Origin of the sequence: Chitinimonas koreensis (assembly GCF_014353015.1) — a bacterium.
GTDB classification, from domain to species: Bacteria; Pseudomonadota; Gammaproteobacteria; order Burkholderiales; family Chitinimonadaceae; genus Chitinimonas; species Chitinimonas koreensis.
In genome coordinates this window covers 5,435,121-5,457,326 of the sequence record NZ_CP060704.1, presented here as the reverse complement: position 1 = coordinate 5,457,326, position 22,206 = coordinate 5,435,121, and the positions used below count along the sequence as shown (strand labels likewise).

General features: G+C 69.4%; 22 protein-coding genes, 1 other RNA gene and 1 pseudogene. 15 read left to right on the top strand and 9 right to left on the bottom strand.

Going from position 1 to position 22,206, the window contains the following annotated elements:
- Positions 1–6: 6 nt before the first annotated feature.
- The gene (locus H9L41_RS23260) at positions 7–1,014 is read right to left on the bottom strand and encodes an alpha/beta hydrolase family protein (RefSeq protein ID WP_373282079.1); all 1,008 of its coding nucleotides are present in this window, start codon (positions 1,012–1,014) and stop codon (positions 7–9) included.
- A gap of 285 nt (positions 1,015–1,299) precedes the next feature.
- Here H9L41_RS23260 and H9L41_RS23255 point away from each other — a divergent pair, with 285 nt between their 5' ends.
- Positions 1,300–4,848 carry an indolepyruvate ferredoxin oxidoreductase family protein gene (locus H9L41_RS23255; RefSeq protein WP_211236914.1) on the top strand — a complete coding sequence of 1,183 codons (3,549 nt, stop codon included), beginning with the start codon at positions 1,300–1,302 and terminating at the stop codon, positions 4,846–4,848.
- A 194-nt stretch (positions 4,849–5,042) separates the two neighbouring features.
- Here H9L41_RS23255 and H9L41_RS23250 read toward each other — a convergent pair whose 3' ends face one another.
- Entirely contained in the window at positions 5,043–5,579 is a 537-nt protein-coding gene (locus H9L41_RS23250) for a DinB family protein (RefSeq protein ID WP_034607733.1), read from the bottom strand.
- Between the two features lie 189 nt (positions 5,580–5,768).
- On the bottom strand, positions 5,769–6,272 hold the full coding sequence (locus tag H9L41_RS23245; RefSeq protein WP_028447428.1) for a peroxiredoxin family protein: 504 nt from the start codon (positions 6,270–6,272) through the stop codon (positions 5,769–5,771).
- 147 nt (positions 6,273–6,419) lie between these two features.
- Between H9L41_RS23245 and ylqF the strand changes: the two genes are divergently transcribed.
- The 6 genes from ylqF (at position 6,420) to H9L41_RS23215 (ending at position 9,621) form a co-directional block, all read left to right on the top strand.
- Positions 6,420–7,328, top strand: coding sequence for a ribosome biogenesis GTPase YlqF (ylqF, locus tag H9L41_RS23240; RefSeq protein WP_028447429.1), 909 nt, complete (start codon positions 6,420–6,422; stop codon positions 7,326–7,328).
- The gene (locus H9L41_RS23235; protein ID WP_028447430.1) at positions 7,328–8,173 is read left to right on the top strand and encodes a helical backbone metal receptor; all 846 of its coding nucleotides are present in this window, start codon (positions 7,328–7,330) and stop codon (positions 8,171–8,173) included. Before ylqF ends, H9L41_RS23235 begins: the two co-directional genes overlap by 1 nt.
- Positions 8,174–8,246: 73 nt before the next feature.
- Positions 8,247–8,468, top strand: a complete 222-nt coding sequence (locus H9L41_RS23230) for a hypothetical protein (RefSeq protein WP_028447431.1) — start codon at positions 8,247–8,249, stop codon at positions 8,466–8,468.
- A complete protein-coding gene (locus tag H9L41_RS23225) occupies positions 8,465–8,773 on the top strand; it encodes a cell division protein ZapA (protein WP_028447432.1) in 309 nt (102 codons plus the stop codon). Before H9L41_RS23230 ends, H9L41_RS23225 begins: the two co-directional genes overlap by 4 nt.
- Positions 8,774–8,810: 37 nt before the next feature.
- Positions 8,811–8,991, top strand: a non-coding RNA gene (gene ssrS / locus H9L41_RS23220) — 6S RNA.
- A 39-nt stretch (positions 8,992–9,030) separates the two neighbouring features.
- Positions 9,031–9,621, top strand: coding sequence for a 5-formyltetrahydrofolate cyclo-ligase (locus tag H9L41_RS23215; RefSeq protein ID WP_028447433.1), 591 nt, complete (start codon positions 9,031–9,033; stop codon positions 9,619–9,621).
- Here the strand turns inward: H9L41_RS23215 and H9L41_RS23210 are convergent.
- Positions 9,578–10,483: a cation efflux transmembrane domain-containing protein gene (locus H9L41_RS23210; protein WP_028447434.1), complete on the bottom strand. Its 906-nt coding sequence runs from the start codon at positions 10,481–10,483 to the stop codon at positions 9,578–9,580. The genes H9L41_RS23215 and H9L41_RS23210 overlap by 44 nt on opposite strands.
- Before the next feature lie 101 nt (positions 10,484–10,584).
- On the opposite strand from H9L41_RS23210, the gene H9L41_RS23205 reads away from it, so the two are divergent.
- From H9L41_RS23205 to H9L41_RS23185, 5 genes and pseudogenes are all read left to right on the top strand, one after another.
- A complete protein-coding gene (locus tag H9L41_RS23205; RefSeq protein ID WP_028447435.1) occupies positions 10,585–11,562 on the top strand; it encodes a bile acid:sodium symporter family protein in 978 nt (325 codons plus the stop codon).
- Positions 11,543–12,057: pseudogene (locus H9L41_RS23200) on the top strand (EVE domain-containing protein). Before H9L41_RS23205 ends, H9L41_RS23200 begins: the two are co-directional and overlap by 20 nt.
- Complete coding sequence (locus H9L41_RS23195; protein WP_034607735.1) at positions 12,054–12,857, top strand: sulfite exporter TauE/SafE family protein; 804 nt, start codon at positions 12,054–12,056, stop codon at positions 12,855–12,857. The pseudogene H9L41_RS23200 and the gene H9L41_RS23195 overlap by 4 nt, the downstream one beginning before the upstream one ends.
- Positions 12,857–13,597, top strand: a complete 741-nt coding sequence (locus tag H9L41_RS23190; RefSeq protein WP_028447438.1) for an NRDE family protein — start codon at positions 12,857–12,859, stop codon at positions 13,595–13,597. The genes H9L41_RS23195 and H9L41_RS23190 overlap by 1 nt, the downstream gene beginning before the upstream one ends.
- Before the next feature lie 4 nt (positions 13,598–13,601).
- Complete coding sequence (locus H9L41_RS23185; RefSeq protein ID WP_245589243.1) at positions 13,602–14,630, top strand: cation diffusion facilitator family transporter; 1,029 nt, start codon at positions 13,602–13,604, stop codon at positions 14,628–14,630.
- Positions 14,631–14,660: 30 nt separating this feature from the next.
- On the opposite strand, the gene H9L41_RS23180 is transcribed toward H9L41_RS23185, so the two are convergent.
- From H9L41_RS23180 to H9L41_RS23160, 5 genes are all read right to left on the bottom strand, one after another.
- Entirely contained in the window at positions 14,661–15,026 is a 366-nt protein-coding gene (locus tag H9L41_RS23180) for a TfoX/Sxy family protein (protein ID WP_028447439.1), read from the bottom strand.
- Positions 15,027–15,396: 370 nt separating this feature from the next.
- A complete protein-coding gene (locus tag H9L41_RS23175; RefSeq protein WP_028447440.1) occupies positions 15,397–16,332 on the bottom strand; it encodes an exopolyphosphatase in 936 nt (311 codons plus the stop codon).
- Positions 16,333–16,341: 9 nt separating this feature from the next.
- Complete coding sequence (locus tag H9L41_RS23170; RefSeq protein WP_028447441.1) at positions 16,342–17,112, bottom strand: hypothetical protein; 771 nt, start codon at positions 17,110–17,112, stop codon at positions 16,342–16,344.
- A gap of 4 nt (positions 17,113–17,116) precedes the next feature.
- Positions 17,117–18,058, bottom strand: coding sequence for an SPFH domain-containing protein (locus tag H9L41_RS23165; protein WP_028447442.1), 942 nt, complete (start codon positions 18,056–18,058; stop codon positions 17,117–17,119).
- A 79-nt stretch (positions 18,059–18,137) separates the two neighbouring features.
- Positions 18,138–18,551, bottom strand: coding sequence for an NfeD family protein (locus tag H9L41_RS23160; RefSeq protein WP_169730225.1), 414 nt, complete (start codon positions 18,549–18,551; stop codon positions 18,138–18,140).
- A gap of 328 nt (positions 18,552–18,879) precedes the next feature.
- Here H9L41_RS23160 and mnmG point away from each other — a divergent pair, with 328 nt between their 5' ends.
- From mnmG to H9L41_RS23145, 3 genes are read left to right on the top strand one after another with little or no spacing between them, the layout of a single operon-like run.
- Positions 18,880–20,790, top strand: coding sequence for a tRNA uridine-5-carboxymethylaminomethyl(34) synthesis enzyme MnmG (mnmG, locus tag H9L41_RS23155; protein WP_028447444.1), 1,911 nt, complete (start codon positions 18,880–18,882; stop codon positions 20,788–20,790).
- On the top strand, positions 20,787–21,443 hold the full coding sequence (rsmG, locus tag H9L41_RS23150; protein WP_028447445.1) for a 16S rRNA (guanine(527)-N(7))-methyltransferase RsmG: 657 nt from the start codon (positions 20,787–20,789) through the stop codon (positions 21,441–21,443). Before mnmG ends, rsmG begins: the two co-directional genes overlap by 4 nt.
- Positions 21,440–22,204: a ParA family protein gene (locus tag H9L41_RS23145; RefSeq protein ID WP_028447446.1), complete on the top strand. Its 765-nt coding sequence runs from the start codon at positions 21,440–21,442 to the stop codon at positions 22,202–22,204. The genes rsmG and H9L41_RS23145 overlap by 4 nt, the downstream gene beginning before the upstream one ends.
- Positions 22,205–22,206 lie beyond the last annotated feature (2 nt).

Below are 22,206 nucleotides of genomic sequence, written 5' to 3'. Positions count from 1 at the left end.
CCCGACCTAGGGCAGGGCGGATGTGGCGGCTTCCGCCGGCGATTCGACCGGCTTCGGCGCCTCGGCCTCCAGCGCCGCCAGCTCCGGCCCGATCAGCCGCGGCCACAGCGTGGTCGCGTGTTCCTTGCGGAAGAAGCCGAAGTGGCCGATGCGGGCGAGGCCGTGCTCGGCCGGCGCCACCCGCCGCAGCGCGACGGCGGCGCCGCGGTAGAGGCCGTGCAGCGATTCGGTATTGCGGCGCGACATCATCTCGTCGTCCTCGATGCCCAGCGCCAGCACCGGCGCGCGCACCGCGGCGAAACCCTGCGCGACCGCCTGGCCCTCGACGCCGACCGCGTAGTCGCGGTGCAGGCACCAGCGCCGCCACTGCCGCATCACGCCGGCCGGCAGGTCGCCCACCATGCCGAGCCGCTTGCCGGGGAAGTAGCCGAACAGCGGGGTGAGGATCGGCGCGAACACGAACCAGAACAGCCAGGCGCGGCGCTTGAGCGGCCAGGCGTTCTCCAGCCAGTAGCCGCTGCCGGCGGCGACGGTGACGATGCGGTCGACCCGGCCGATGTTCGGCGTGAGGCCCGGCAGCTGGCCGCCCAGGCTGTGGCCGATCCACAGCAGCGGCTTGCCCGGCGCCTGCAGCCGCGCCGCCTCGACCAGCGCGGCGCAGTCGCGCTGCGCCCAGCCGATCAGGTCGACATCGAGCGCCTTCAGCGGGCCGCGGCGCGAATCGCCCATGCCGCGATAGTCGAAGCTCAGCGCGGCCCAGCCCGGGCGGCCAGCCAGCGCGCCAGCGGGGCATAGAAACTTTGCGGCACCCCCATGGCCGAAACCAGCAGGACGACACCCTTGGCCGTGCCCTGCGGCCGGTAGAGGCGGGCGGCCAGCGGGTAGCCGTCGGCGGCGTGGACGTCCAGCGTGGTTTCGAGGCTCATTCGGTTGTCTCCATGACCTGCGTACGGACCGCTCCTCCCCTCGAAGGGGCGGCCGGGTGGAGGATGGGGTTGCTGCACGGGCAGACACGAAAGCCTCTGTCGATGAACCCCATCCCCACCCCGACCCTCCCCTTGAAGGGGAGGAAGAGCGAAGCCGCCAAGTCTTTGATCGGCAAGATACTTACTAAGTAGTAAGTAGTCAATCAAGCAGTTGCTTGATGTGGTGCGCAAGCCAATTGACGTTAACGTCAAATAACCCGAGCAATTGCTCTGGAAAGCGCCTAGAATGCGCGCCCACAACAGGGCGAAAAATGCCCCCTCGCTCCGTCCGGCCACAAGCTACAACGGAGTTAGCCACGCCCCGCCGCCCCACATGGCCGCGGCTGCCAGCCACGAAGAAGGAGACATCATGGGAAAAATGATTTCCCTGGACGACAAGTACACCCTGGCTTCCGGTCGGGTGTTCATGACCGGTACGCAAGCGCTCGTCCGGCTTCCCATGCTTCAGCAACAGCGCGACCAGGCCGCCGGTTTCAACACCGCCGGCTTCATCTCCGGCTACCGCGGCTCGCCGCTGGGCGGGTTGGATCAGGAGCTGTTCCGCGCCAAGAAATTCCTCGAACCGCACAAGATCGTCTTCACGCCCGGCGTGAACGAGGATCTCGGCGCGACCGCCGTGTGGGGTTCGCAGCAGGTCGGCCTGTTCCCCGGCGCCAAGTATGACGGCGTGTTCGCCATGTGGTACGGCAAGGGCCCGGGCGTCGACCGCTCCGGTGACGTGATCCGCCACGGCAACGCCGCCGGCTCCTCGCCGCTCGGCGGCGTGCTGCTGATCGCCGGCGACGACCACGCCGCCAAGTCGTCCACCCTGCCGCACCAGACCGACCACGCCTTCGACGCCTTCATGGTGCCGGTGCTCAATCCGGCCGGCGTGCAGGAATTCCTCGACTTCGGCATCCACGGCTGGGCCATGAGCCGCTACTCGGGCTGCTGGGTCACGCTCAAGGCGATCTCCGACACGGTCGAATCGTCGGCCATCGTCGACGTCGATCCGGACCGCGTGCAGATCAAGATCCCGACCGACTTCAACATGCCCGAGGGCGGCCTCAACATCCGTTGGCCCGATCCGCCGCTGGTGCAGGAAGAGCGCCTCCTGCACCAGAAGCTGTACGCCGTGCTGGCCTACGTGCGCGCCAACGGCCTGAACAAGATCGTGGTCGATTCGCCCAAGCCGCGGCTGGGCATCATGACCGCCGGCAAGAGCTACCTCGACGTGATGCAGGCGCTCGACGACCTCGGCATCGACCAGCAGCTGGCGGCCGACATCGGCCTGCGCATCTTCAAGGTCGGCCTGACCTGGCCGCTCGAGAGCGAAGGCACGCACCACTTCGCCGAGGGCCTGGACGAGATCCTGGTGGTCGAAGAGAAGCGCCAGGTGCTCGAGTACCAGCTCAAGGAGCAGCTGTACAACTGGAAGGAAGAAGTCCGCCCGCGCGTGATCGGCAAGTTCGACGAGAAGGGCGAGTGGACGCTGCCCGAGGGCCAGTGGCTGCTGCCGGCCGCCGGCGAGCTGACGCCGGCCATGATCGCCCGCGTGATCGCCAGCCGCATCGCCCGCTTCTACACCAGCCCCATCATCGAGGAGCGGCTCAAGTTCCTCGACGAGAAGGAAAACGCGCTGAAGAAGCCGCGCGACATCATCCTGCGCCAGCCCTACTTCTGCTCGGGTTGCCCGCACAACACCTCGACCAAGCTGCCCGAGGGCTCGATGGCGCTGGCCGGCATCGGCTGCCACTACATGGCGATGTGGGTCACGCCGGGCACCAAGATGTTCAGCCAGATGGGCGGCGAGGGCGTCACCTGGGCCGGCATCCAGCCGTTCACCGATACCCGGCACGTGTTCGTCAACCTCGGCGACGGCACCTATTTCCACTCCGGCATCCTGGCCATCCGCCAGGCCATCGCCGCCAAGCTGCACATCACCTACAAGCTGCTCTACAACGACGCAGTGGCGATGACCGGCGGCCAGGCGGTCGACGGCACGCTGACGGTGCCGATGCTGACGCGCCAGCTCGAGGCCGAGGGCGTCAACAAGATCGTCATCACCACCGACGAGCCGGAGAAGTACCAGGGCGTGCAGGGCCTCGCGGCCGGCATCACCATCCATCACCGCGACGAGTTGATGGAGATCCAGAAGCAGCTGCGCGACACCCCCGGCGTCACCATCCTGATCCACGACCAGACCTGCGCCGCCGAGAAGCGCCGCCGCCGCAAGCGCGGCAAGATGATCGACCCGCCGCGCCGGGTGTTCATCAACGAGCGCGTCTGCGAGGGCTGCGGCGACTGCTCCAAGCAGTCCAACTGCCTGTCGGTGATCCCGGTCGAGACCGAGTACGGCCGCAAGCGCAAGATCGACCAGTCGAGCTGCAACAAGGACTTCAGTTGCCTCAAGGGCTACTGCCCGAGCTTCGTCACGCTCGAGGGCGAGGTGAAGCCCAAGCGCAGCAAGCTGGGCAAGGAAGCGTTCGCCGGCCTGCCCGAGCTGCCGTCGCCGAGGCTGCCGAGCCTCGACCACCCCTGGGGCGTGCTGGTCACCGGCGTGGGCGGCACCGGCGTGGTGACGATCGGCGGCGTGCTCGGCGTGGCCGCGCGCATCGACGGCATCGGCGCCACCGTGCTCGACCAGACCGGCCTGGCCCAGAAGGGCGGCGCCGTGACCACCCACCTGCGCTTCGCCTCGGAGCAATCGAAGCTGCACGCGGTGCGCATCGCCGCCGGCGACGCCAACGTGGTGCTCGGCTGCGACATGGTGGTGACCGCCACCAACGACTGCCTGGCCAAGATGCGGCGCGACCATACCTTCGCGGTGCTGAACGGCTACGAAGCGGCCACCGGCGACATCACCAAGAACCCGGACATGAAGTTCCCGGCGCGCTCGATGCTCGACACGGTGAAACAGGCGGTCGGCGACGGCCACTTCGACACCGTCGACGCCACCCAGATCGCCACCGCGCTGATGGGCGATTCGATCGCGACCAATATGTTCATGCTCGGCTTCGCCTGGCAGCGCGGCCTGATCCCGCTCAGCGAGCCGGCCATCATGCAGGCGATCGAGCTCAACGGCGCCGCGGTCGAGATGAACAAGCAGGCCTTCGTCTGGGGCCGCCACGCCGCGCACGACCGTATCCGCGTCGAGAAGATCGCCTTCCCGCAGGTACGCGAGGCGATCAAGCTGGCCAGCCAGACGCTCGACGAGTTCGTCGCCCGCCGCGTCGCCGACCTGACCCAGTACCAGGACGCCGCCTACGCCGCGCGCTACGCCGCGCTGGTCGACAAGGTGCGCCAGGCCGAGCGCCGCGTGGCGCCCGAGTCCGAGCTCTTGAGCTGGGCCGCCGCACGCGCCTACTTCAAGGTGCTGGCCTACAAGGACGAGTACGAAGTGGCGCGGCTGTACACCGACGGCGAGTTCAGGAAGCAATTGGCCGAGCAGTTCGACGGCAGCTACACGCTGAACTTCAGCCTCGGCCCGACCTGGCTGCAATGGCTGGCCAAGAACGGCCAGGCCAAGAAGTTCAAGCTCGGCGGCTGGGTGATGGGCGCCTTCGGCGTACTGGCGAAGATGAAGGGCCTGCGCGGCAGCGCGCTCGACGTGTTCGGCTACGCCGAGGACCGCAAGATGGAACGCCGCCTGATCGGCGAATTCGAACAGGGCCTCGACACGCTGCTGGCCGGCCTCGACGCCGACAAGCTGCAATCGGCGGCCGACATCGTCGGGCTGATCCAGCAGGTGCGCGGCTACGGCCACATCAAGCTGGCGGCCTACGAGACGGTGAAGCGCGACTGGGATGCCAAGCTCAAGCAGTACCAGGGCACGGCCACCCCGGCGCCGGTGGCGGCCAAGCCGGCCGCGATCCGGCTGTAAGCTGGCCGCGGCCCTGTAGGAGCGGCTTCAGCCGCGAATGGCGTTCGGTGCTCGAACCACCATTCGCGGCTGAAGCCGCTCCTACGAATGCCTGGCCACGCGCAGCGCAGCTCGCAAAAGAACGACGCCACCCCTCGGGGTGGCGTCGTCGTTTCCAGGCCCGGCCGGGGCGCCCGGGCGGCATTCAGCTTCGGTCAACCATTGGCCGCCTGCCGCAGATTGGCCAGGCTGTCCTGCATGTCGCGCCGGTAGCCGATGTAGTCCATCTCGGGGATCGGCGCGCCGAGCTGGGTGGCGATGCCGGCGATCTGGCCGCGGTGGTGGGCATAGTGGGTGACGAAATGGGTGAGCACGTCGTGCACCCAGTTCGAATGCTCGACGCCCGAGGCGATGCGGTAGCGCAATTCGCCCTCGAAGAATTCGTGCGGCTGCGCCTGCAGCCAGTGCTGGGTCTGCCGCACGGTCTGCTTGAGCGCCAGCTTCAGCTCGCGCCAGTCGTCATGCACCTGCTGGTCGGGCCGCAGGTCGACGTGGTCGCCGCGCAGGCGGGCGAACCACAGCAGGTTGGTCACCAGGAGGTGGTTGGCGGTGCCGTGGATGCTTTTGAAGAACAGCCCGGCGTCGCGCTTGCGCGCCTCGTCGGACAGCATGTCGCAGCTCTCGAACAGCTTGTCGTTGGCCCAATGCTGGTAATCGATCTGGTACAGAAAATGGTTTTTCCAAGAAATCATCACACCACTCCGAGAAGTCGAATCACCGTGCGCCATTCGCGCGGCTTGCCCAAGCCTTGCCGCGCAGCGCACCCACTGCCGCTTGGAAGGCATGGCATCAGCATAGTTCGCCGTATGTCGCGCCGCAAAAACCGAACGGCCGCGCGAGGCGGCCGTTCGTCCGGATCATATATAAAACCTCCGCGGGGCTCAGGCTTCCTTGAGCTTTTCCTCGATCAGCGCATGCAGCTGGTTGAAATCGGGCTCGCCCAGGTAGCGCTGGACGATGCGGCCGTGCTTGTCGATCAGGAAGGTGGTCGGCGTCAGCTGCACCTCGCCGAAGCGGCGGGCGATGCCGCCGTCGACGTCGAGCGCCACGAAGAACGGCAGCTGGGCCTTCTCTGTATAGGCCGCCACGTAGTTGGGCGGGTCGTAGCTCATCGCCACCGCGACGGTCTCGAAGCCCTGCTTGGCGTACTTGCGGTGGGTGTCGACCAGCTTGGGCATCTCGGCCATGCAGCCGGTGCAGCTGGTGGCCCAGAAATTCACCAGCACGACCTTGCCCTTGAGCGCCGCCTGGCTGGTCTGCTGGCCCTTGATCGAGGTGTACTGCACGGCGGGCGCCTCGGCCTGGGCCGAATTGCCGACCAGCACGATGGTGCCGATGGCGGCCGCGAGCGCCGCGGCGATGCCGATTTTGACGATGGGTTTCATGCGAATGCCTGCTGCGTGCCGCGGTTGAAGCGATGGCGCATTGAGCCCGCCGCGCGCGAAAAGTTGCAAAGGCCGATATTGTATTGATTTATCGGCGCTTTCGTCGCCCCTGTATAATCCGCGCCCTTTCCGACAGCGAGTCCCGACATGGCGATCCAATGGTTCCCCGGCCATATGAACAAGGCGAAGAAGCAGATCGCCGAGACCATGGCGAAGGTCGACATGGTGATCGAGGTGCTCGACGCCCGCCTGCCGCGCATCACCACCAACCCGCTGATCCATGAACTGCGGCTGCACCGCCAGCGGCCCAGCCTCAAGGTGCTCAACAAGGCCGACCTGGCCGACCCGGACGTGACGGCGGCCTGGGTGCGCCACTTCCGCCAGCAGCCCGATACCGCGGTGATCACGCTCGACGAGGGCGGCAAGTCGCGCGACGCCGGCAAGCTGCTCAAGCTGTGCCGCGAGCTGGTGCCGCACCGCACCGGCGGCGAGAAGCCGGTGCGGGCGATGATCCTGGGCGTGCCCAACGTCGGCAAGTCGACGCTGATCAACGCGCTGGCCAAGCGCAAGCTCGCCAAGGTCGCCGACACCCCGGGCGTGACCCAGACCCAGCAGCGCATCGAGCTGCCCGACGGCACCGTGCTGGTCGACACCCCCGGCATGATGTGGCCCAAGATCATGTCGAACAACGACGGCTACAAGCTCGCGCTGTCCGGCACCATCGGCCGCAACGCCTTCGACGCCGAGGACGTGGCCTGGTATGCGATGGGCTGGCTGGCGCTGCACTACTCCGATGCGATCCGCACCCGCTACCGGCTGGCCGACCTGACCCAGCCCGGCGACGTGCTGTTCGAGCAGGCCGGCCGCGCCATGGGCTACGTGCTGCCGGGCAACCGCATCGACGGCCAGAAGACCGCCGAGCGCATCCTGACCGATTTCCGCGCCGCCACGCTGGGCCGCATCTCGCTCGAGCGGCCGAACGACGCGCTCGACCTGGACCTCGGCGAAGACGACGCCGATGCCGCCGACGCGGCGGGCGACGAGACGGCGTCGTGATGCGCGCTCTGCTCGCCCTGCTGCTGGCCCTGCCGGCGCCGGCCGCCGTCGAGGCGCGCGACGACGCCGGCCAGGCGGTGAAGCTGGCCGCGCCGGCGCGCCGCATCGTCAGCCTGAGCCCGCACGCCACCGAGCTCTTGTACGAGATCGGCGCCGGCGACCGGCTGGTCGGCCGCGACGGCGCCAGCGACTACCCGGCCGCCGCGGCGAAGTTGCCGGCGGTCGGCCTGTACGGCGCCTTCAACGTCGAGGCCATCGTCGCGCTCAAGCCCGACCTGGTGGTCGCCTGGGAAGGCCCGCAGGCCGGTGCGGCCACCCGCCGGCTGCGCGCGCTCGGCATCCCGGTGTTCGCCAGCCAGCCCGGCGACGTCGCCGCGATCCCGGCCACGCTGCGCGCGCTCGGTACGCTGAGCGGCCAGGCGGCCGAGGCCGAGCGGCGCGCCGCGCGTTTCGAGACCGGCTGGGCCGCGCTCGAACGGCGCTACCGCCAGTCGACGCCGCTATCGGTGGTGCCGCAGGTCGGTGACGCGCCGGCCATGACGGTGAACGACCGCCAGTTCGTCGCCGCCGCCTTCCGCGCCTGCAACACCCGCAACCCGTTCGGCGCCGAGCGCGCCGCGGTGCCGCTGATGTCGGTCGAGGCGCTGGCGGCGGCGCGGCCGCGCGCCATCGTCGCGCTGGCCACGCCGGCGGTCGCCGAGGGCTGGCTGGCGCGCTGGCGCACGCTGCCCGGCCGGCCGGCGCTGCTGGCGGTCGACGCCGACACGCTGGGCCGGCCCACCTCGCGCATCCTGGCCGCCGGCGAAGCGCTGTGCCTGCGGCTCGACGCGCTGCGCGGCGGCTGAACTGCCGGTAGAAGTAGCCAGCTCCACGGCAGGCTCTTAGAATCGGCCGAACCAACCAACCGCCCGATCGCCAATGGAAGCAGACCTCCAGACCCTCGAAGACCGCATCGGCTCGCTGGCCATGCTGTGCCGGCAGCTGCGCCGCGAGAACATCGAGCTGCGCCAGGAAGTGCTGGTGCTGAAGAACGACAACCGTCGTCTGACCGACAAGGTCGAGGTGGCGAAGGTCCGCGTCGAGGCGCTGATCGCCCGGCTGCCCGATGAGGACGAAGACGAGCAGGAGCAAGCGCGATGAGCGAGACGAAGCAGCTCGACGTGACCATCATGGGCCGCGAATTCCGCGTGGCCTGCCCGGTCGACGAGGAAGATGCGCTGCTGGAGGCGGTCGGCTTCGTCGACCGCAAGATGCGCGAGATCCGCGACAGCGGCAATGTGATGGGCATCGACAAGGTCGCCATCATGGCCGCGCTCAACATCGCCCACGAGTTCATGAACACCCGCGTCACGGGCGGTTTGGACGTGGCGGACTTTCGGCGTAGAATCGGCCGCATGCAGCAGACGGTCGAGGATGCATTGAAGGAACAGCAGCAGTTGTTCTGAGTTTCGCAGACCGTTTTTCCGCTGTGCCGCTTTCAAAGTTTCCCTGCGGCGTTCGTTCCGGCTCGATATTCTTTGAACCAATATATTGAACCGGGTTGTATGGCTGGCCGCGCCCGTTGCGCGCATCGTTCATCCGATGCACCTGAAGGCGTGCCGCTTGCGACCACTTGAACCGTTAGGTTCAAGATGTGAGCCGGGACGGCGCCCGCGGGGATCCCCCTCCCCGCACTTTCCTCGATCATTCCGATCCGACATCCATGACCGACAAGGCCGCCCTGCGTAAGGAACTGCGCCGGCGGCGCAAGGCATTGGCACCCGCGCTGCGCGAAGCCGCCGAGGCCATGGTGGCGCGCCGTGCGCGGCCCTGGCTGCGGCGCGGCCGCCGGGTGGCGGCCTATTGGGCGCTCGGCGCCGAATTGTCGCTGGCGCCGCTGATCGAGCTGGCGCGCCGCCGCGGCGTGCGGCTCTACCTGCCGCTGGTGCCGCGGCGCGGCCGCCGCATGCGCTTCGCCGCGCTCGACGATCCGCGCGGCCGCTGGCGGTGCAACCGCTACGGCATCGCCGAATACCATTCGCCCCGCCAATTGCCGGCGAATCGGCTCGACGTGGTGTTCGTGCCGCTGGTGGGTTTCGATGCCGACGGCGGCCGGCTGGGGCAGGGCGGTGGCTACTACGACACCACCTTCGCCTTCCGCGCCGGCCGGCAGGCCTGGAAGAAGCCGCGGCTGATCGGCGTGGGCTTCGAATGCCAGCGCGTCGAGCGCATCCCGCGCGAGCCGCACGATGCGCCGCTCGACGCGGTGATCAGCGAGACGGCGCTGTATCGGCCGCGTCCGCCGCGGCCGTAGCCGCTTCGTCGACGTCGCCGGCCAGGTAGACCGCGTCGACCTGGCCGAAGGCGGCCTTCAGCGCTGTCTCGATCCGCAGTGCCGCCTGCGGCCGCTCGACCGCTGCCGCGAGCCGCCAGCGCAGTTCCGCCGCCACCACCAGCAGACCGTCGATACGCATCACCACCAGCCGCTCGAGTCCGGCCACGGCCGGGTCGCCGGCCAGCCAGGCCGCGATCGCCTCGCGCAGGCGCGGTTCGATCCGCTCGCTGCGCGCGGCGCTGGCCAGCTCGGCGCCGCAGCCGATCGCCGTGCCGATCAGCAGCGGACCGAGCGCGAGGCCGCCGAGCGCATCGAACAGCGGATTTTCGCCGACGCCGGCCAAGGCCACGGCGGCCAGCGCGAGCAGCAGGCCGGCGCACGACGCCAGCAACTGGCCCAGGATCAGGCGCCAGGTCCACAACCGCCGTCCCGCCTCGGCGGCGATTTCGCCGCGCTCGCGCAGGCAGCGCCACAGCGCGGCGGCCAGCGCCGGCAGCGCGAACAGCAGCGCGCCGAGCGCGATCCACGGCGCTTCCATCTGTTCGGGCTGGCCCAGCTTGTGTGCACCCTCGTACAGCGCGGCGAGGCCGCCCATGCCGTACAGCAGCACCGCGGCGACGCCGGCCCAGGCCTGGCGCGCGGCGGCGGCCGACCGGTCGGCCGCGTGGCGGCTCCACTGCAGCAGGCCGAGGCCGGCGCTGGCGGCGGTTGCCTGCAGCGCGACGGCGAGCAGCGCGACCGAACCGGTGCAGGCCGCCGCGACGAACGCCGCCGGCGCCGCGGCGAGTTCGGCGCCGAGCGCGTAGGGGATCGATCTGGATGAGGCGGGCGATGCGGACACGTGCAGTCTCCGGCGGGCGTTGGCCGTCCTGGCCAAATATAAATCACCCGCGGCCGCGGACGGGTGGGAAACTGCGGCTCCCGACCGTTTCTGCGCTTCCCATGCCGAACCGCTTGCGTCTCTTGCTGAGCGACTGGTTTATGCGCGGCATGATCGCCGCGGTGCTGCTGGCCAGTTTCCTGCCCTCGCTCGGCAGGAGCGGCGGCTGGCTGCGGCTCGACCAGGCCGCCGATGCCGGCATCTTCCTGGTGTTCTTCCTGCACGGCATCGGCCTGTCGACCGAGCGCATGAAGGCCGGCCTGCTGCGCTGGCGCCTGCATCTCCTGGTGCAGGGCTTCACCTTCGCCGTGTTCCCGCTGCTGTACTTCGGCTTCGCCGCGCTGTTCGGCCACTGGCTGCCGGCCGGCCTGCTGCTCGGCTTCCTCTACCTGTGCGCACTGCCTTCGACCATCTCCTCCTCGGTGGCGATGACGGGCGCTGCGCGCGGCAACGTGGCGGCCGCCATCTTCAACGCCTCGCTGTCGAGCCTGCTCGGCATCGTGCTCACGCCGCTCCTGGTGAGCCTGGTGGCCACCGCGTCCGGCCAGCTGCCGCTGGGCGATGCGGTGCTCAAGCTCGCCACCCTGCTGCTGTTGCCGCTGATGCTGGGCCAGGCGCTGCGGCCGGCGTTCGGCGCCTGGTTCGGCCGCTACAAGCGCTATACCGGCGCCTTCGACAAGACCGTGATCCTGCTGCTGGTGCTCAACTCGTTCAGCGATTCGGTCGCCTCCGGGCTGTGGACGCGCTACGGCCCGGCCATCCTGTTGCAGACTCTGCTCGGTGCCGGCCTGATCCTGGCCGTGGTGCTGTGGCTGACGCGGCGGGCGGCCCGGGCGCTGGGCTTCGCGGTCGAGGACGAGATCGTGACGGTGTTCTGCGGCTCGAAGAAGACGCTGGCCTCGGGCGTGCCGATGGCCAAGCTGCTGTTCGGCGCGCACCCGGCGCTGGGGCTGATCGTGCTGCCGATCATGTTCTATCACCAGCTGCAGCTGTTCGTATGCTCGATCCTGGCCGAGCGCTATGCCAGGCGGGCCGACTGAAGACGAAGAACCCGAGGAGAACAGGACCATGCGCTACTGGCTGATGAAGGCCGAGCCCGACGTGCTCGGCATCGACGATCTCGCCGCGCTGCCCGACCGGACCATCGGCTGGGACGGCGTGCGCAACTACCAGGCACGCAACTTCATGCGCGACCAGATGCAGCGCGGCGACCTGGCGCTGTTCTACCACTCGGGCTGCAAGGAGCCCGGCGTGGCCGGCATCGTCGAGATCTGCTCCGGCCCTATCCGGACCCGACCCAGTTCGACCCGGACCATCGTTACTACGATCCCAAGTCGACCCGCGAGACGCCGCGCTGGCAGCAGGTCGACGTGCGGCTGGCGAAGAAGACCGCTTACCTCACGCTGGCGCAGATGCGCGCCACGCCCGAGCTCGAGGGCATGCAGGTGCTGGCGCGCGGCAACCGGCTGTCGATCACGCCGGTGTCGCCGGCGCACTGGCGCACGGTGATGCGGCTGATCGGGGAGCCGGCATGACGCTGGCGGCGATCGCGGCCTTCCTCGCCATCGGCTGCGCCGCCGGCTTCCTGGCCGGCCTGCTCGGCGTCGGCGGCGGGCTGATCATCGTGCCGACGCTGGTGGCGGTGTTCGAGGCGGGCGGTTTCCCGCAGCAGCACATCTTGCACATCGCGCTCGGCACCTCGCTGGCCAGCATCGTGTTCACCTCGATCTCCAGCCTGCGCGCGCACCACCGCAAGGGCGCGGTCGACTGGTCGACCGTGCGCGGCATGGCCGGCGGCCTCGTCATCGGCACGCTGGCCGGCTCCTGGCTGGCGGCGCGGCTGCCCTCGGTGGGCCTGAAGTGGTTCTTCGTGGTGTTCGCCTACCTGGTGGCCGCGCAGATGCTGTCGGGCTTCAAGCCGCGGCCGACGCGCCAGTTGCCGGGCCTGGCCGGGCTGAGCACGGCCGGCGGTGCGATCGGCGCAGTGTCGAGCTTCGTCGGCATCGGCGGCGGCTCGCTATCGGTGCCGTTCATGAGCTGGTGCAACGTGCCGATGCAGCGTGCGGTCGGCACCTCGGCGGCGCTGGGCCTGCCGATCGCGCTGGCCGGCCTGGTCGGCTATGCCGCCAACGGCGCGGGCGTGGCGGGGCTGCCGGCCGGCAGCCTCGGCTTCGTCTACCTGCCGGCGCTGGCCGGCATCGTGCTGGCCAGCGTGCTGACCGCGCCGTCCGGCGCCGCGGTGGCGCACCGATTGCCGGTGGCGACGCTGAAGAAGTGCTTCGCCGCGCTGCTGATCGTGCTGGCCAGCCGCATGCTCTACGGGCTGCTGGCCTGATGTGCCTGATCGCCTTCCGCTGGCAGCCCGACACGGACACGCCGCTGCTGGTGGCGGCCAACCGCGACGAGTTCTACGCCCGGCCGGCTGCGCCGCTCGCCTGGTGGCCCGACGGCCGCATCCTGGCCGGCCGCGACCTGCAGGCCGGCGGCAGCTGGATGGGCGTGACGCGCGACGGCCGCTTCGCCGCGCTGACCAATTACCGCGACCCGCGCGACATCAAGCCCGGCGCGCCGTCGCGCGGCGCGCTGGTGGCCGGCTTCCTGGCAGGCTCGACAGGCGCGGCCGACTACCTGGCCGGGCTGCGGCCGGCGGCGGCCTACAATGGTTTCAACCTGCTGCTGTACGACGGCCGCGAACTGCTCGGCTACGAGAGCCGCGCCGACCGCGTGCTGCGCTTCGACACCGGCGTGCACGCGGTGTCGAACGCGGCCTTCGACACGCCCTGGCCCAAGGTCGAGGCGCTCAAGGCCGGCCTCGCGATCGAGGCCGACGACGACGCGGCGCTGTTCGCGCTGCTGGCCGACCCGGCCATCGCGCCGGACGAGCGGCTGCCGGCCACCGGCGTGCCGCTCGAGTGGGAGCGCGCGCTGTCGGCGGCGCTGATCCGCACGCCCGACTACGGCACCCGCGCCTCGACCGTGCTGCGGCTGGGCCGGCGCACCGTCGGCATGACCGAACTGAGCTATGCGCGCGGAGTCCCTGCCGGAGAGCGCAGTTTCCGCTTCGAACTGGATTGAACGCATGAGCCACGACCACGCCCACCACCCCCATTCCGCCAGCCGCCGCCGGATGGCGCTGGCCCTGCTGCTCACCGCCGGCTACGCCGTGGTCGAGGCCGGCGGCGGGCTGTGGACCGGCTCGCTGGCGCTGCTGTCCGACGCCGGCCATATGCTGACCGACGCCGCCGCGCTGGGCCTCGCGCTATTCGCCCAGCTGGTGTCGCGCCGGCCGGCCTCGGCGCGCAATTCCTACGGCTATGCGCGGGCCGAGATCCTCGGCGCGCTGGTCAACAGCCTGCTTATGCTGGCGATGGTCGGCTGGATCGCGTTCGAGGCGATCGGCCGGCTGATGAACCCGAAGGAGGTCGACGGCGTCGGCGTGATGGGCATCGCTGCGGTCGGCTTGGCGGTGAACCTGCTGGCGGCCTGGCTGTTGTCGGCCGACAGCCACAACATGAATTCGCGTGCGGCGCTGATGCACGTGCTGGGCGACCTGCTCGGCTCGGTGGCGGCGATCGCGGCCGGCGCGGTGATCTGGCTGACCGGCTGGAAGCCGATCGATCCGATCCTGTCGCTGCTGGTGGTGCTGCTGATCCTGCGCTCGACCTGGGCGCTGGTGCTGCAGTCGAGCCATATGCTGATGGAGGGCGTGCCGGCCCATCTCGACCTGCCCGCCATCGGCCGCACGCTGGCGGCCCAGCCGGGCGTGCAGTCGGTGCACGATCTGCACGTCTGGCACCTCGGCCCCGAGCGCGTCGCGCTGTCGGCCCACCTGGTGATCGACAGCGCCGAGCAGTGGCCGCGCCTGCTGGCCGCCACCCAGGCGCTGCTGGCTAAGGACTACGCGATCGACCACGTCACGCTGCAGCCGTCGTGGCGGACCGTGCCGCCGGCCGGCAAGGTGATCCCGCTGACCGCGCTGGCGGGCGAGGGCGACGCGGGCCATGCGCACGGCCGCGATGGTCATGGCCACGCCCACGGGCGCCATGGCCACGACCATTCCGCTCACGACCATTCGGGCCATGCCCATGGCGGCCGCCACGAGCGCTGATCGCGGGCTGGCGAGCGCCCGGCGGCCGCCTCAGCGCGGCTTGCCCTTCCCCTTGCCTGCCTTGGCGGCCTGCGCGCGCAGGGCCGCGCCGAGCGCGCCGCGCGACCATTGCAGCAGCAGCGCGTCGTCCTCGAGCGACTCGTCGGGCAGCCGGTAGTAGCGCATCTGGTTGATGCGGCCGTCCTTGCTGGCGTATTCGAACGGCCCGCAGCCGGCCGCGGCGTGGCTGGGAATGGTCTCGTCGTCGGCCTTGAGGTAGCAGACCTCGTCCACCACGATGGCGAAGATCAGCCCGTCGCAATACAGGCTCCAGCCGCCGAACATGGCGCGCGCGCTGATGGTGCCCAGCGGCGCCAGGCGGTCGCACAGCCAGCCGACGTATTCGTTGCGTTTCATGGGGTCGTCCTTTCTGGACAAGATGGCGCGTTACGGGCTGGAAAAGGCCGCGGTTTGAATGCGGCCCTCACCCCGCTCTCGCTCCCGCGCGGGGAGCGGGGTCAAGCATTTATCGATGCAAAGGGGCATAAGCGCGGTGAGGTGCTTGGCTGCCGGCTCGATCAAGTCACTGGCGAGCGCCAGCGAGGCCCCTTCCGGACCACCCCGCGAAATCTTCGACTTCGTGGGGCCCCGGCGGGGGCGGGGGAGTAGGAGTCGATCAGGGGCGCCGACACGATTCAGCAAGCACCAAACGCAAACGCCCGGCTTGGCCGGGCGCTGCGCTGAACCAACGGTCTATCGCTTCACGCAGATTCACAACGTCGGCGCATCAACCGTCGGCGTTGATCTTCGCGATCAGCTCGCCCAGCACCTTCGCCGCATCTTCGTTCTCGACCTGGCAGGTGCCGGCCGCGCCGTGGCCGCCGCCGCCGTACTGCAGGCACAGCTCGCCGACGTTGGTGGTGCTCGAGCGGTCGAGGATCGACTTGCCGATTGCGAACACGGTGTTCTGCTTGTCGCGGCCCCACAGCACATGGATAGAGATGTTGGTCTCGGGGAACAGCGCGTAGATCATGAAGCGGTTGGTGGCGTAGATCATTTCCTCGCCGCGCAGGTCCAGCACCGCCAGGTTGCCGTGCACCGTGGTGCAGCGCAGCAGCTGGTCCTTGGCGCGCGGCTCGTGCTCGAAGTAGAGCTCGACCCGCTCGCGCACGTCGGGCAGCGTCAGGATGTCCTCAATGCCGTGGTTACGGCAGTAGTCGATCAGGTCCATCATCAGCTGGTAGTTGCTGACGCGGAACTCGCGGAAGCGGCCCAGCCCGGTGCGCGCGTCCATCAGGTAGTTGAGCAGCACCCAGCCCTCGGGGCTGAGCACCTCGTCGGCGCTGAAATCGGCCGAATCGGCCTTGTCGACCGCTTCCATCATGTCGTCCGACACGCGCGGGAAGGTCGTCCGGCCGCCGAAGTGCTCGTACACCACCCGCGCGGCCGACGGCGCGGTCGGAATGATGATGTGGTTGTCGTGCTTCTCGTTGCGCAGCGTCTCCGACAGGTGATGGTCGAAGGCCAGGTGGATGCCGGCCACGTAGGGCAGGTTGGTGCTGATGTCGCGGTCCGACACGGCGACCTTGCCGTCCTGCATGTCCTTGGGATGGACGAACAGGATGTCGTCGATCATGTCGAGTTCCTTGAACAGCACGGCGCAGACCAGGCCGTCGAAATCGCTGCGGGTGATCAGGCGGTACTTGGGTTTGGACGTGGACATGAGAGGCTCCTAGCGGATTTCGGCGATGGCCGCGCCATTGTGGCGCGGCTGGGTAAGGATGGATTGAAGTTTGGGACTCGCCGCGAGTTTGCGCCAGGCCGCGGCGAGCCGCTCGGCGCGATCCGGCTCCAGCCTGGGCGAGGCGGCCAGCGTGGCGGCGTATTCGGCGACGATCAGCGGCTGGAAGCGCAGCTGCTCGCTTACGCCCAGGTGGTAGGCGGCGTAGCGCGCGATCGGCTCGTGCAGCACCAGATGGCGGCCGTGGCCGGCCAGCAGCTTGCGGATCTGGCCGGGCGCCTGCATCGGCGCGGCGTCGAGGTGCAGCCCCGGCGTGGCGGCCAGCAACTGCTCGACCGGCACGCCGGAGGTGACCAGCACCGGTTCCCGTTCGCTGGCGCGCGCCAGCGCCGCCATGCTGTCGATGCGCTCGCTCTCGCCGGCGCGCGACAGCACGCGGAAGCGCCCGCGTACCAGCGGCGGATCGAGCAGCACGTAGCGCTGGCGCCGCGCTTCGCTGATCACGCCGAAGCTGATCTCGCGGCCGCCGTTGGACAGCTCTTCCTCGGCTCGCCTGACGCTGGGCAGCGGGTCGCCCATGGCGATGCCGAGTTCGGGGTCGATCTGGTTGAGCGCGTCGAAGACGGCGACCACGATGCCGTCGATCTTGCCGCCGTCCAGGTAGAAGTAGGGCGGCTGGTCGACCCAGGCGACGCGCAGGCCGTCCGCCGCCGCGCAGGCGAGCAGGCAGAGCGGCAGCAGGGCGCGGGCGAGCCGAAGCATGGGATCAGTGCTGTTGCTGCTTCACGACGTTGAGCGCGGTCGCCACCATGCCGGCGACGTCGGCCGCGTTGGTCGGCAGCAACATGGTGGTGCCTTCCTGGGCGATGTTGCCGAAGGCCTCGATATAGCGCTCGGCCACCTTGAGGTTGACCGCCTCGGTGCCGCCGGGCTGGCGGATGGTCTGGGCCACCATGTGGATCGCCTCGGCGGTCGCGCGCGCCACCAGGCGGATCGCCTCGGCCTCGCCCTCGGCGCGGTTGATGGCCGAGGTCTTGTCGCCCTCGGACTGGTTGATGGCGGCCTGGCGTTCGCCCTCGGACTTCTGGATCGAGGCCTCGCGCTGGCCGGTGGCGATATTGATCTGCTCCTGCTTGCGGCCCTCGGACGCCGCGATCAGCGCGCGCTTCTCGCGCTCGGCGGTGATCTGCGCCTGCATCGCGTGCAGGATCTCCTTCGGCGGCGTCAGGTCCTTGATCTCGTAGCGCAGCACCTTCACGCCCCAGTTCGAGGCCGCCTCGTCGAGCGCGGTCACCACCGTGCGGTTGATCTCGTCGCGTTCTTCGAAGGTCTTGTCCAGCTCCATCCGGCCGATCACCGAGCGCAGCGTGGTCTGCGCCAGTTGGGTGATGGCCAGCACGAAGTTGCTCGAGCCGTAGGAGGCCTGCTGCGGATCGGTGACCTGGAAGTAGAGGATGCCGTCGACCTGCAACTGGGTGTTGTCCTTGGTGATGCAGACCTGGCTCGGCACGTCGAGCGGCACTTCGCGCAGGTCGTGGCGGTAGGCGACGCGGTCGATGAAGGGGACGACCACGTTGAGGCCGGGATTGAGGATGCCGTGGAAGCGGCCGAGCCGCTCGACGATCCAGGCGTGCTGCTGCGGCACGACCTTGAGCGATTTCACGGCGAAGATCAGGGCGACGACGAATAAGGCGATTGCGAAAGGCATCGGGACGGGCTCCGGGTTCGGGTCGTGCTGCTGCGACGAATTGAAACGATCAGAAAGTATGCACGGGGTATTCCGCCACTCAGGCCGGCGGCACGCTGGACAGCAGCAACGTGTTGCCGCGCTGGCCGACGATGTACAGCGTCGCAGGCCGTTCGGGCAGGGCTGCCGGCGGACCGGCCAGCTCGGCGTCCCAGCCGGTGCCGCGGTAGCGCACCCGCAGGAGGGTCTCGCTCTTCCACTGCTCGATCTCGACGCGCTGGCCCAGGTCGAGCGACTGGCTGCCGACGGTCTTGCGGCTGATCGGGTGGCGGCGCAGCCAGACCGTGCCGGCTACCGCGCACAGCGCGGCCGCGATCAGCTGCGGCACGGTGCCGAGGCCGGCCAGCGCGGCCAGGCCGCCGACCGCGGCGGCACCGCCGTAGACCAGCAGGTAGAAGGTGCCGGTGAGCATTTCCGCGCCGGCCAGGATCAGCGCGAAGACGAACCAGAGCATGTAGGGGGTCATGGACGGCAAGGGTGATGAAGACGCTCCCGTTATAGCGTGCGGGGCCTGCGCCGACCAGCCCTGCGCCGGGCCGATGGCGGCATGCTGTCGTTCTGTCGTACAATAGCGCCCCTTTGCCTTTCAGATTCAGTCACTTACTGAGTGCGCTGAACCGGTCCAGGCACTCGGCTTTCAGCTCGCCAGCCGGCCAGGCCGGGTGCCGGCCATTTTGTACGATCAACCGATTGATCCGCTGATTGATTCCGACTTCCCCCGCCCTCGCCGCCGCGAGGGGGCCTCGCCGGCGCTCGCGAGGTGATTGTTCAGAGGTGCTCTTATGCTCTACCCCGAACGCTTCGACGTGATCGTGATCGGTGGCGGCCACGCCGGCACCGAGGCCGCGCTGGCCGCTGCGCGCATGGGCGTGCGCACGCTGCTGCTGACCCACAATATCGAGACGCTCGGCCAGATGAGCTGCAATCCCTCGATCGGCGGCATCGGCAAGGGCCACCTGGTCAAGGAGGTCGACGCGCTCGGCGGCGCGATGGCGCTGGCCACCGACATCGGCGGCATCCAGTTCCGCACGCTGAACGGCTCCAAGGGTCCGGCCGTGCGCGCCACCCGCGCCCAGGCCGATCGCGTGCTGTACAAGGCCGCCATCCGCCGGATGCTGGAGAACCAGCCCAACCTGACGCTGTTCCAGCAGGCGGTCGACGACATCGTGGTCGAGGGCGAACGGGTGGTCGGCGTGGTCACCCAGATCGGCATCCGCTTCGAGGCGCCGACGGTGGTGCTGACCGCCGGTACCTTCCTGGCCGGCAAGATCCACGTCGGCCTGGAGAACCACACCGGTGGCCGCGCCGGCGATCCGGCCTCGGTCACCCTGTCGAGCCGGCTGCGCGAGCTGGCGTTGCCGGTCGGCCGGCTCAAGACCGGCACGCCGCCGCGCATCGACGGCCGCAGCATCGATTTCTCGGTGATGGAAGAGCAGCCGGGCGACGACCCGACGCCGGTGTTCTCGGTGCGCGGCAACCGCGCCATGCATCCGAAGCAGCTGCCGTGCTGGATCACCCACACCAACGAACGCACCCACGCCATCATCCGCTCGGGCTTCGACCGCTCGCCGATGTTCACCGGCGTGATCGAGGGCGTCGGCCCGCGCTATTGCCCGTCGATCGAGGACAAGATCAACCGCTTCGCCGACAAGGACGCGCACCAGATCTTCCTCGAGCCCGAGGGTCTCGACACCCACGAGTTCTATCCGAACGGGATCTCGACCAGCCTGCCGTTCGACATCCAGCTCGCCGCGGTGCGCTCGATCCGCGGCCTGGAGAACGCCCACATCCTGCGGCCCGGCTACGCGATCGAGTACGACTACTTCGATCCGCGCGCGCTCAAGGCCACCTTCGAGAGCAAGGCGATCGGCGGCCTGTTCTTCGCCGGCCAGATCAACGGCACCACCGGCTACGAGGAGGCGGCGGCCCAGGGCCTGTTCGCCGGCCTCAACGCGGCCCTGCAGGTGCAGGGCCGGGACAGCTGGACGCCGACGCGCGACCAGGCCTACCTCGGCGTGCTGGTCGACGACCTGATCACCCGCGGCGTATCCGAGCCCTATCGCATGTTCACCAGCCGCGCCGAGTTCCGCCTGCAGCTGCGCGAGGACAACGCCGACCTGCGGCTGACCGAGGACGGCCGCCGGCTCGGCCTGGTCGATGACGCGCAATGGGCGCTGTTCAGCCGCAAGCGCGACGCGGTGGCGGCCGAGCTCGAACGGCTGCGCAGCACCTGGGTCAATCCGCGCCTGGTCTCGGCCGAGGACGCCGAGCGGGTGTTCGGCCAGGCCATCGAGCGCGAGTACACGCTGGAACAACTCTTGCGTCGTCCCAACGTCGACTACGCCGCGCTGCTGAGCCTGCCGGTGGCCGGCGAGGCGGTGGCCGACCCGCTGGTGGCCGAACAGGTCGAGATCCAGGTCAAGTACGCCGGCTACGTCGAGCGCCAGCGCGACGAGGTGGCGCGCCGCGCCGAGATCGAGGACGTGCGCTTGCCCGCCGATCTCGATTACGGCAAGGTGCCGGGGCTTTCCAAGGAGGTGCAGCAGCGCCTCAACCAGCACCGGCCCGAGACGCTGGGCCAGGCCTCGCGGCTGCAGGGCATGACGCCGGCCGCCATCGGCCTCCTGCTGGTGCATCTGAAACGCGGCTTCAAGGCCGCGACCGACAACGACACGACGTTCAAGACCGCATGATCGGCCAAAGACAGGAAACCCAGCTCAGTGAAGGCCTCGCGGCGCTCGGCCTGGCGCTCGACGGCGCCGTGCAGGCGCGCCTCTTGGCCTACCTGGGCCTGCTGCTGAAGTGGAACAAGACCTATAGCCTGACCGCGATCACCGCGCCGGAGCGCATGGTGTCGCACCACCTGCTCGACAGCCTGGCGGCACTGGCGCCGATCGCGGCGCGCCGGCCGGCCGGCCGGCCGCTGCGGCTGGTCGACGTCGGCAGCGGCGGCGGCCAGCCCGGCATCCCGTTCGCGATCGCGCGGCCCGACTGGCGGATCACCCTGCTGGACAGCAATCACAAGAAGACCACCTTCCTGCGCCAGGCCGCGATCGAGCTGAATCTGGCCAACGTCGAGGTGGTCTGCGACCGGGTCGAGAACCTGCAGCCGGCCGTGCCCTACGACATCGTCACCTCGCGCGCCTTCGCCGACCTGAACGACTTCTGCCGGCTGACCCGCCACCTGCTGGCGGAGGGCGGCCGCTGGGCCGCGCTCAAGGGCGTGCACCCCTACGAGGAAATCACCGCGCTGCCGGCCGGCGTGGCGCTGGGCGAAGTGCTGCCGCTGGACGTGCCGGGGCTCGACGCCGAGCGCTGCCTGGTCTGGCTGGAGCCGCTGGCATGAGCCGCATCATCGCGATCACCAACCAGAAGGGCGGCGTCGGCAAGACCACCAGCGCGGTCAACCTGGCCGCCGGCCTCGCGCTGCTCGAGCGCCGCGTGCTGCTGATCGACCTCGATCCGCAGGGCAACGCCACCATGGGCTGCGGCGTCGACAAGCACGCGCTCGGCCGCAGCGTCTACCACCTGCTGCTGGGCCATGCCGAGCTGGCCGACGTGAAGGTGAGCACCGAGCACGGCTTCGACGTGCTGCCGGCCAACCGCGAGCTCGGCGGCGCCGAGGTCGAGCTGATCGAGCTCGGCCGGCGCGAACTGCGGCTGCGCGAGGCGCTGGTGCCGGCGCGCGCCGACTACGACTTCATCCTGATCGACTGCCCGCCGGCGCTGAACCTGCTGACGGTGAACGGCCTGGCGGCCGCCGACGGCGTGATCATCCCGATGCAGTGCGAGTACTACGCGCTCGAAGGGCTGACCGACCTGGTCAACACGCTGCGCAAGGTCCGGCTGGCGCTCAACCCGCGCATCGAGATCGACGGCCTCTTGCGCACGCTGTACGACCCGCGCAGCACGCTGGCCCAGCAGGTGGTGGCGCAGCTCGCCCAGCACTTCGGCGACAAGGTGTTCAACACCGTGATCCCGCGCAACATCCGCCTGGCCGAGGCGCCGAGCTACGGCCGGCCGATCTTCGCCTACGACAAATCCTCGCGCGGCGCGCTGGCCTACCAGGAGCTCGCGGCCGAGCTGCTTCAGAGATTCGGAAAGTAAAC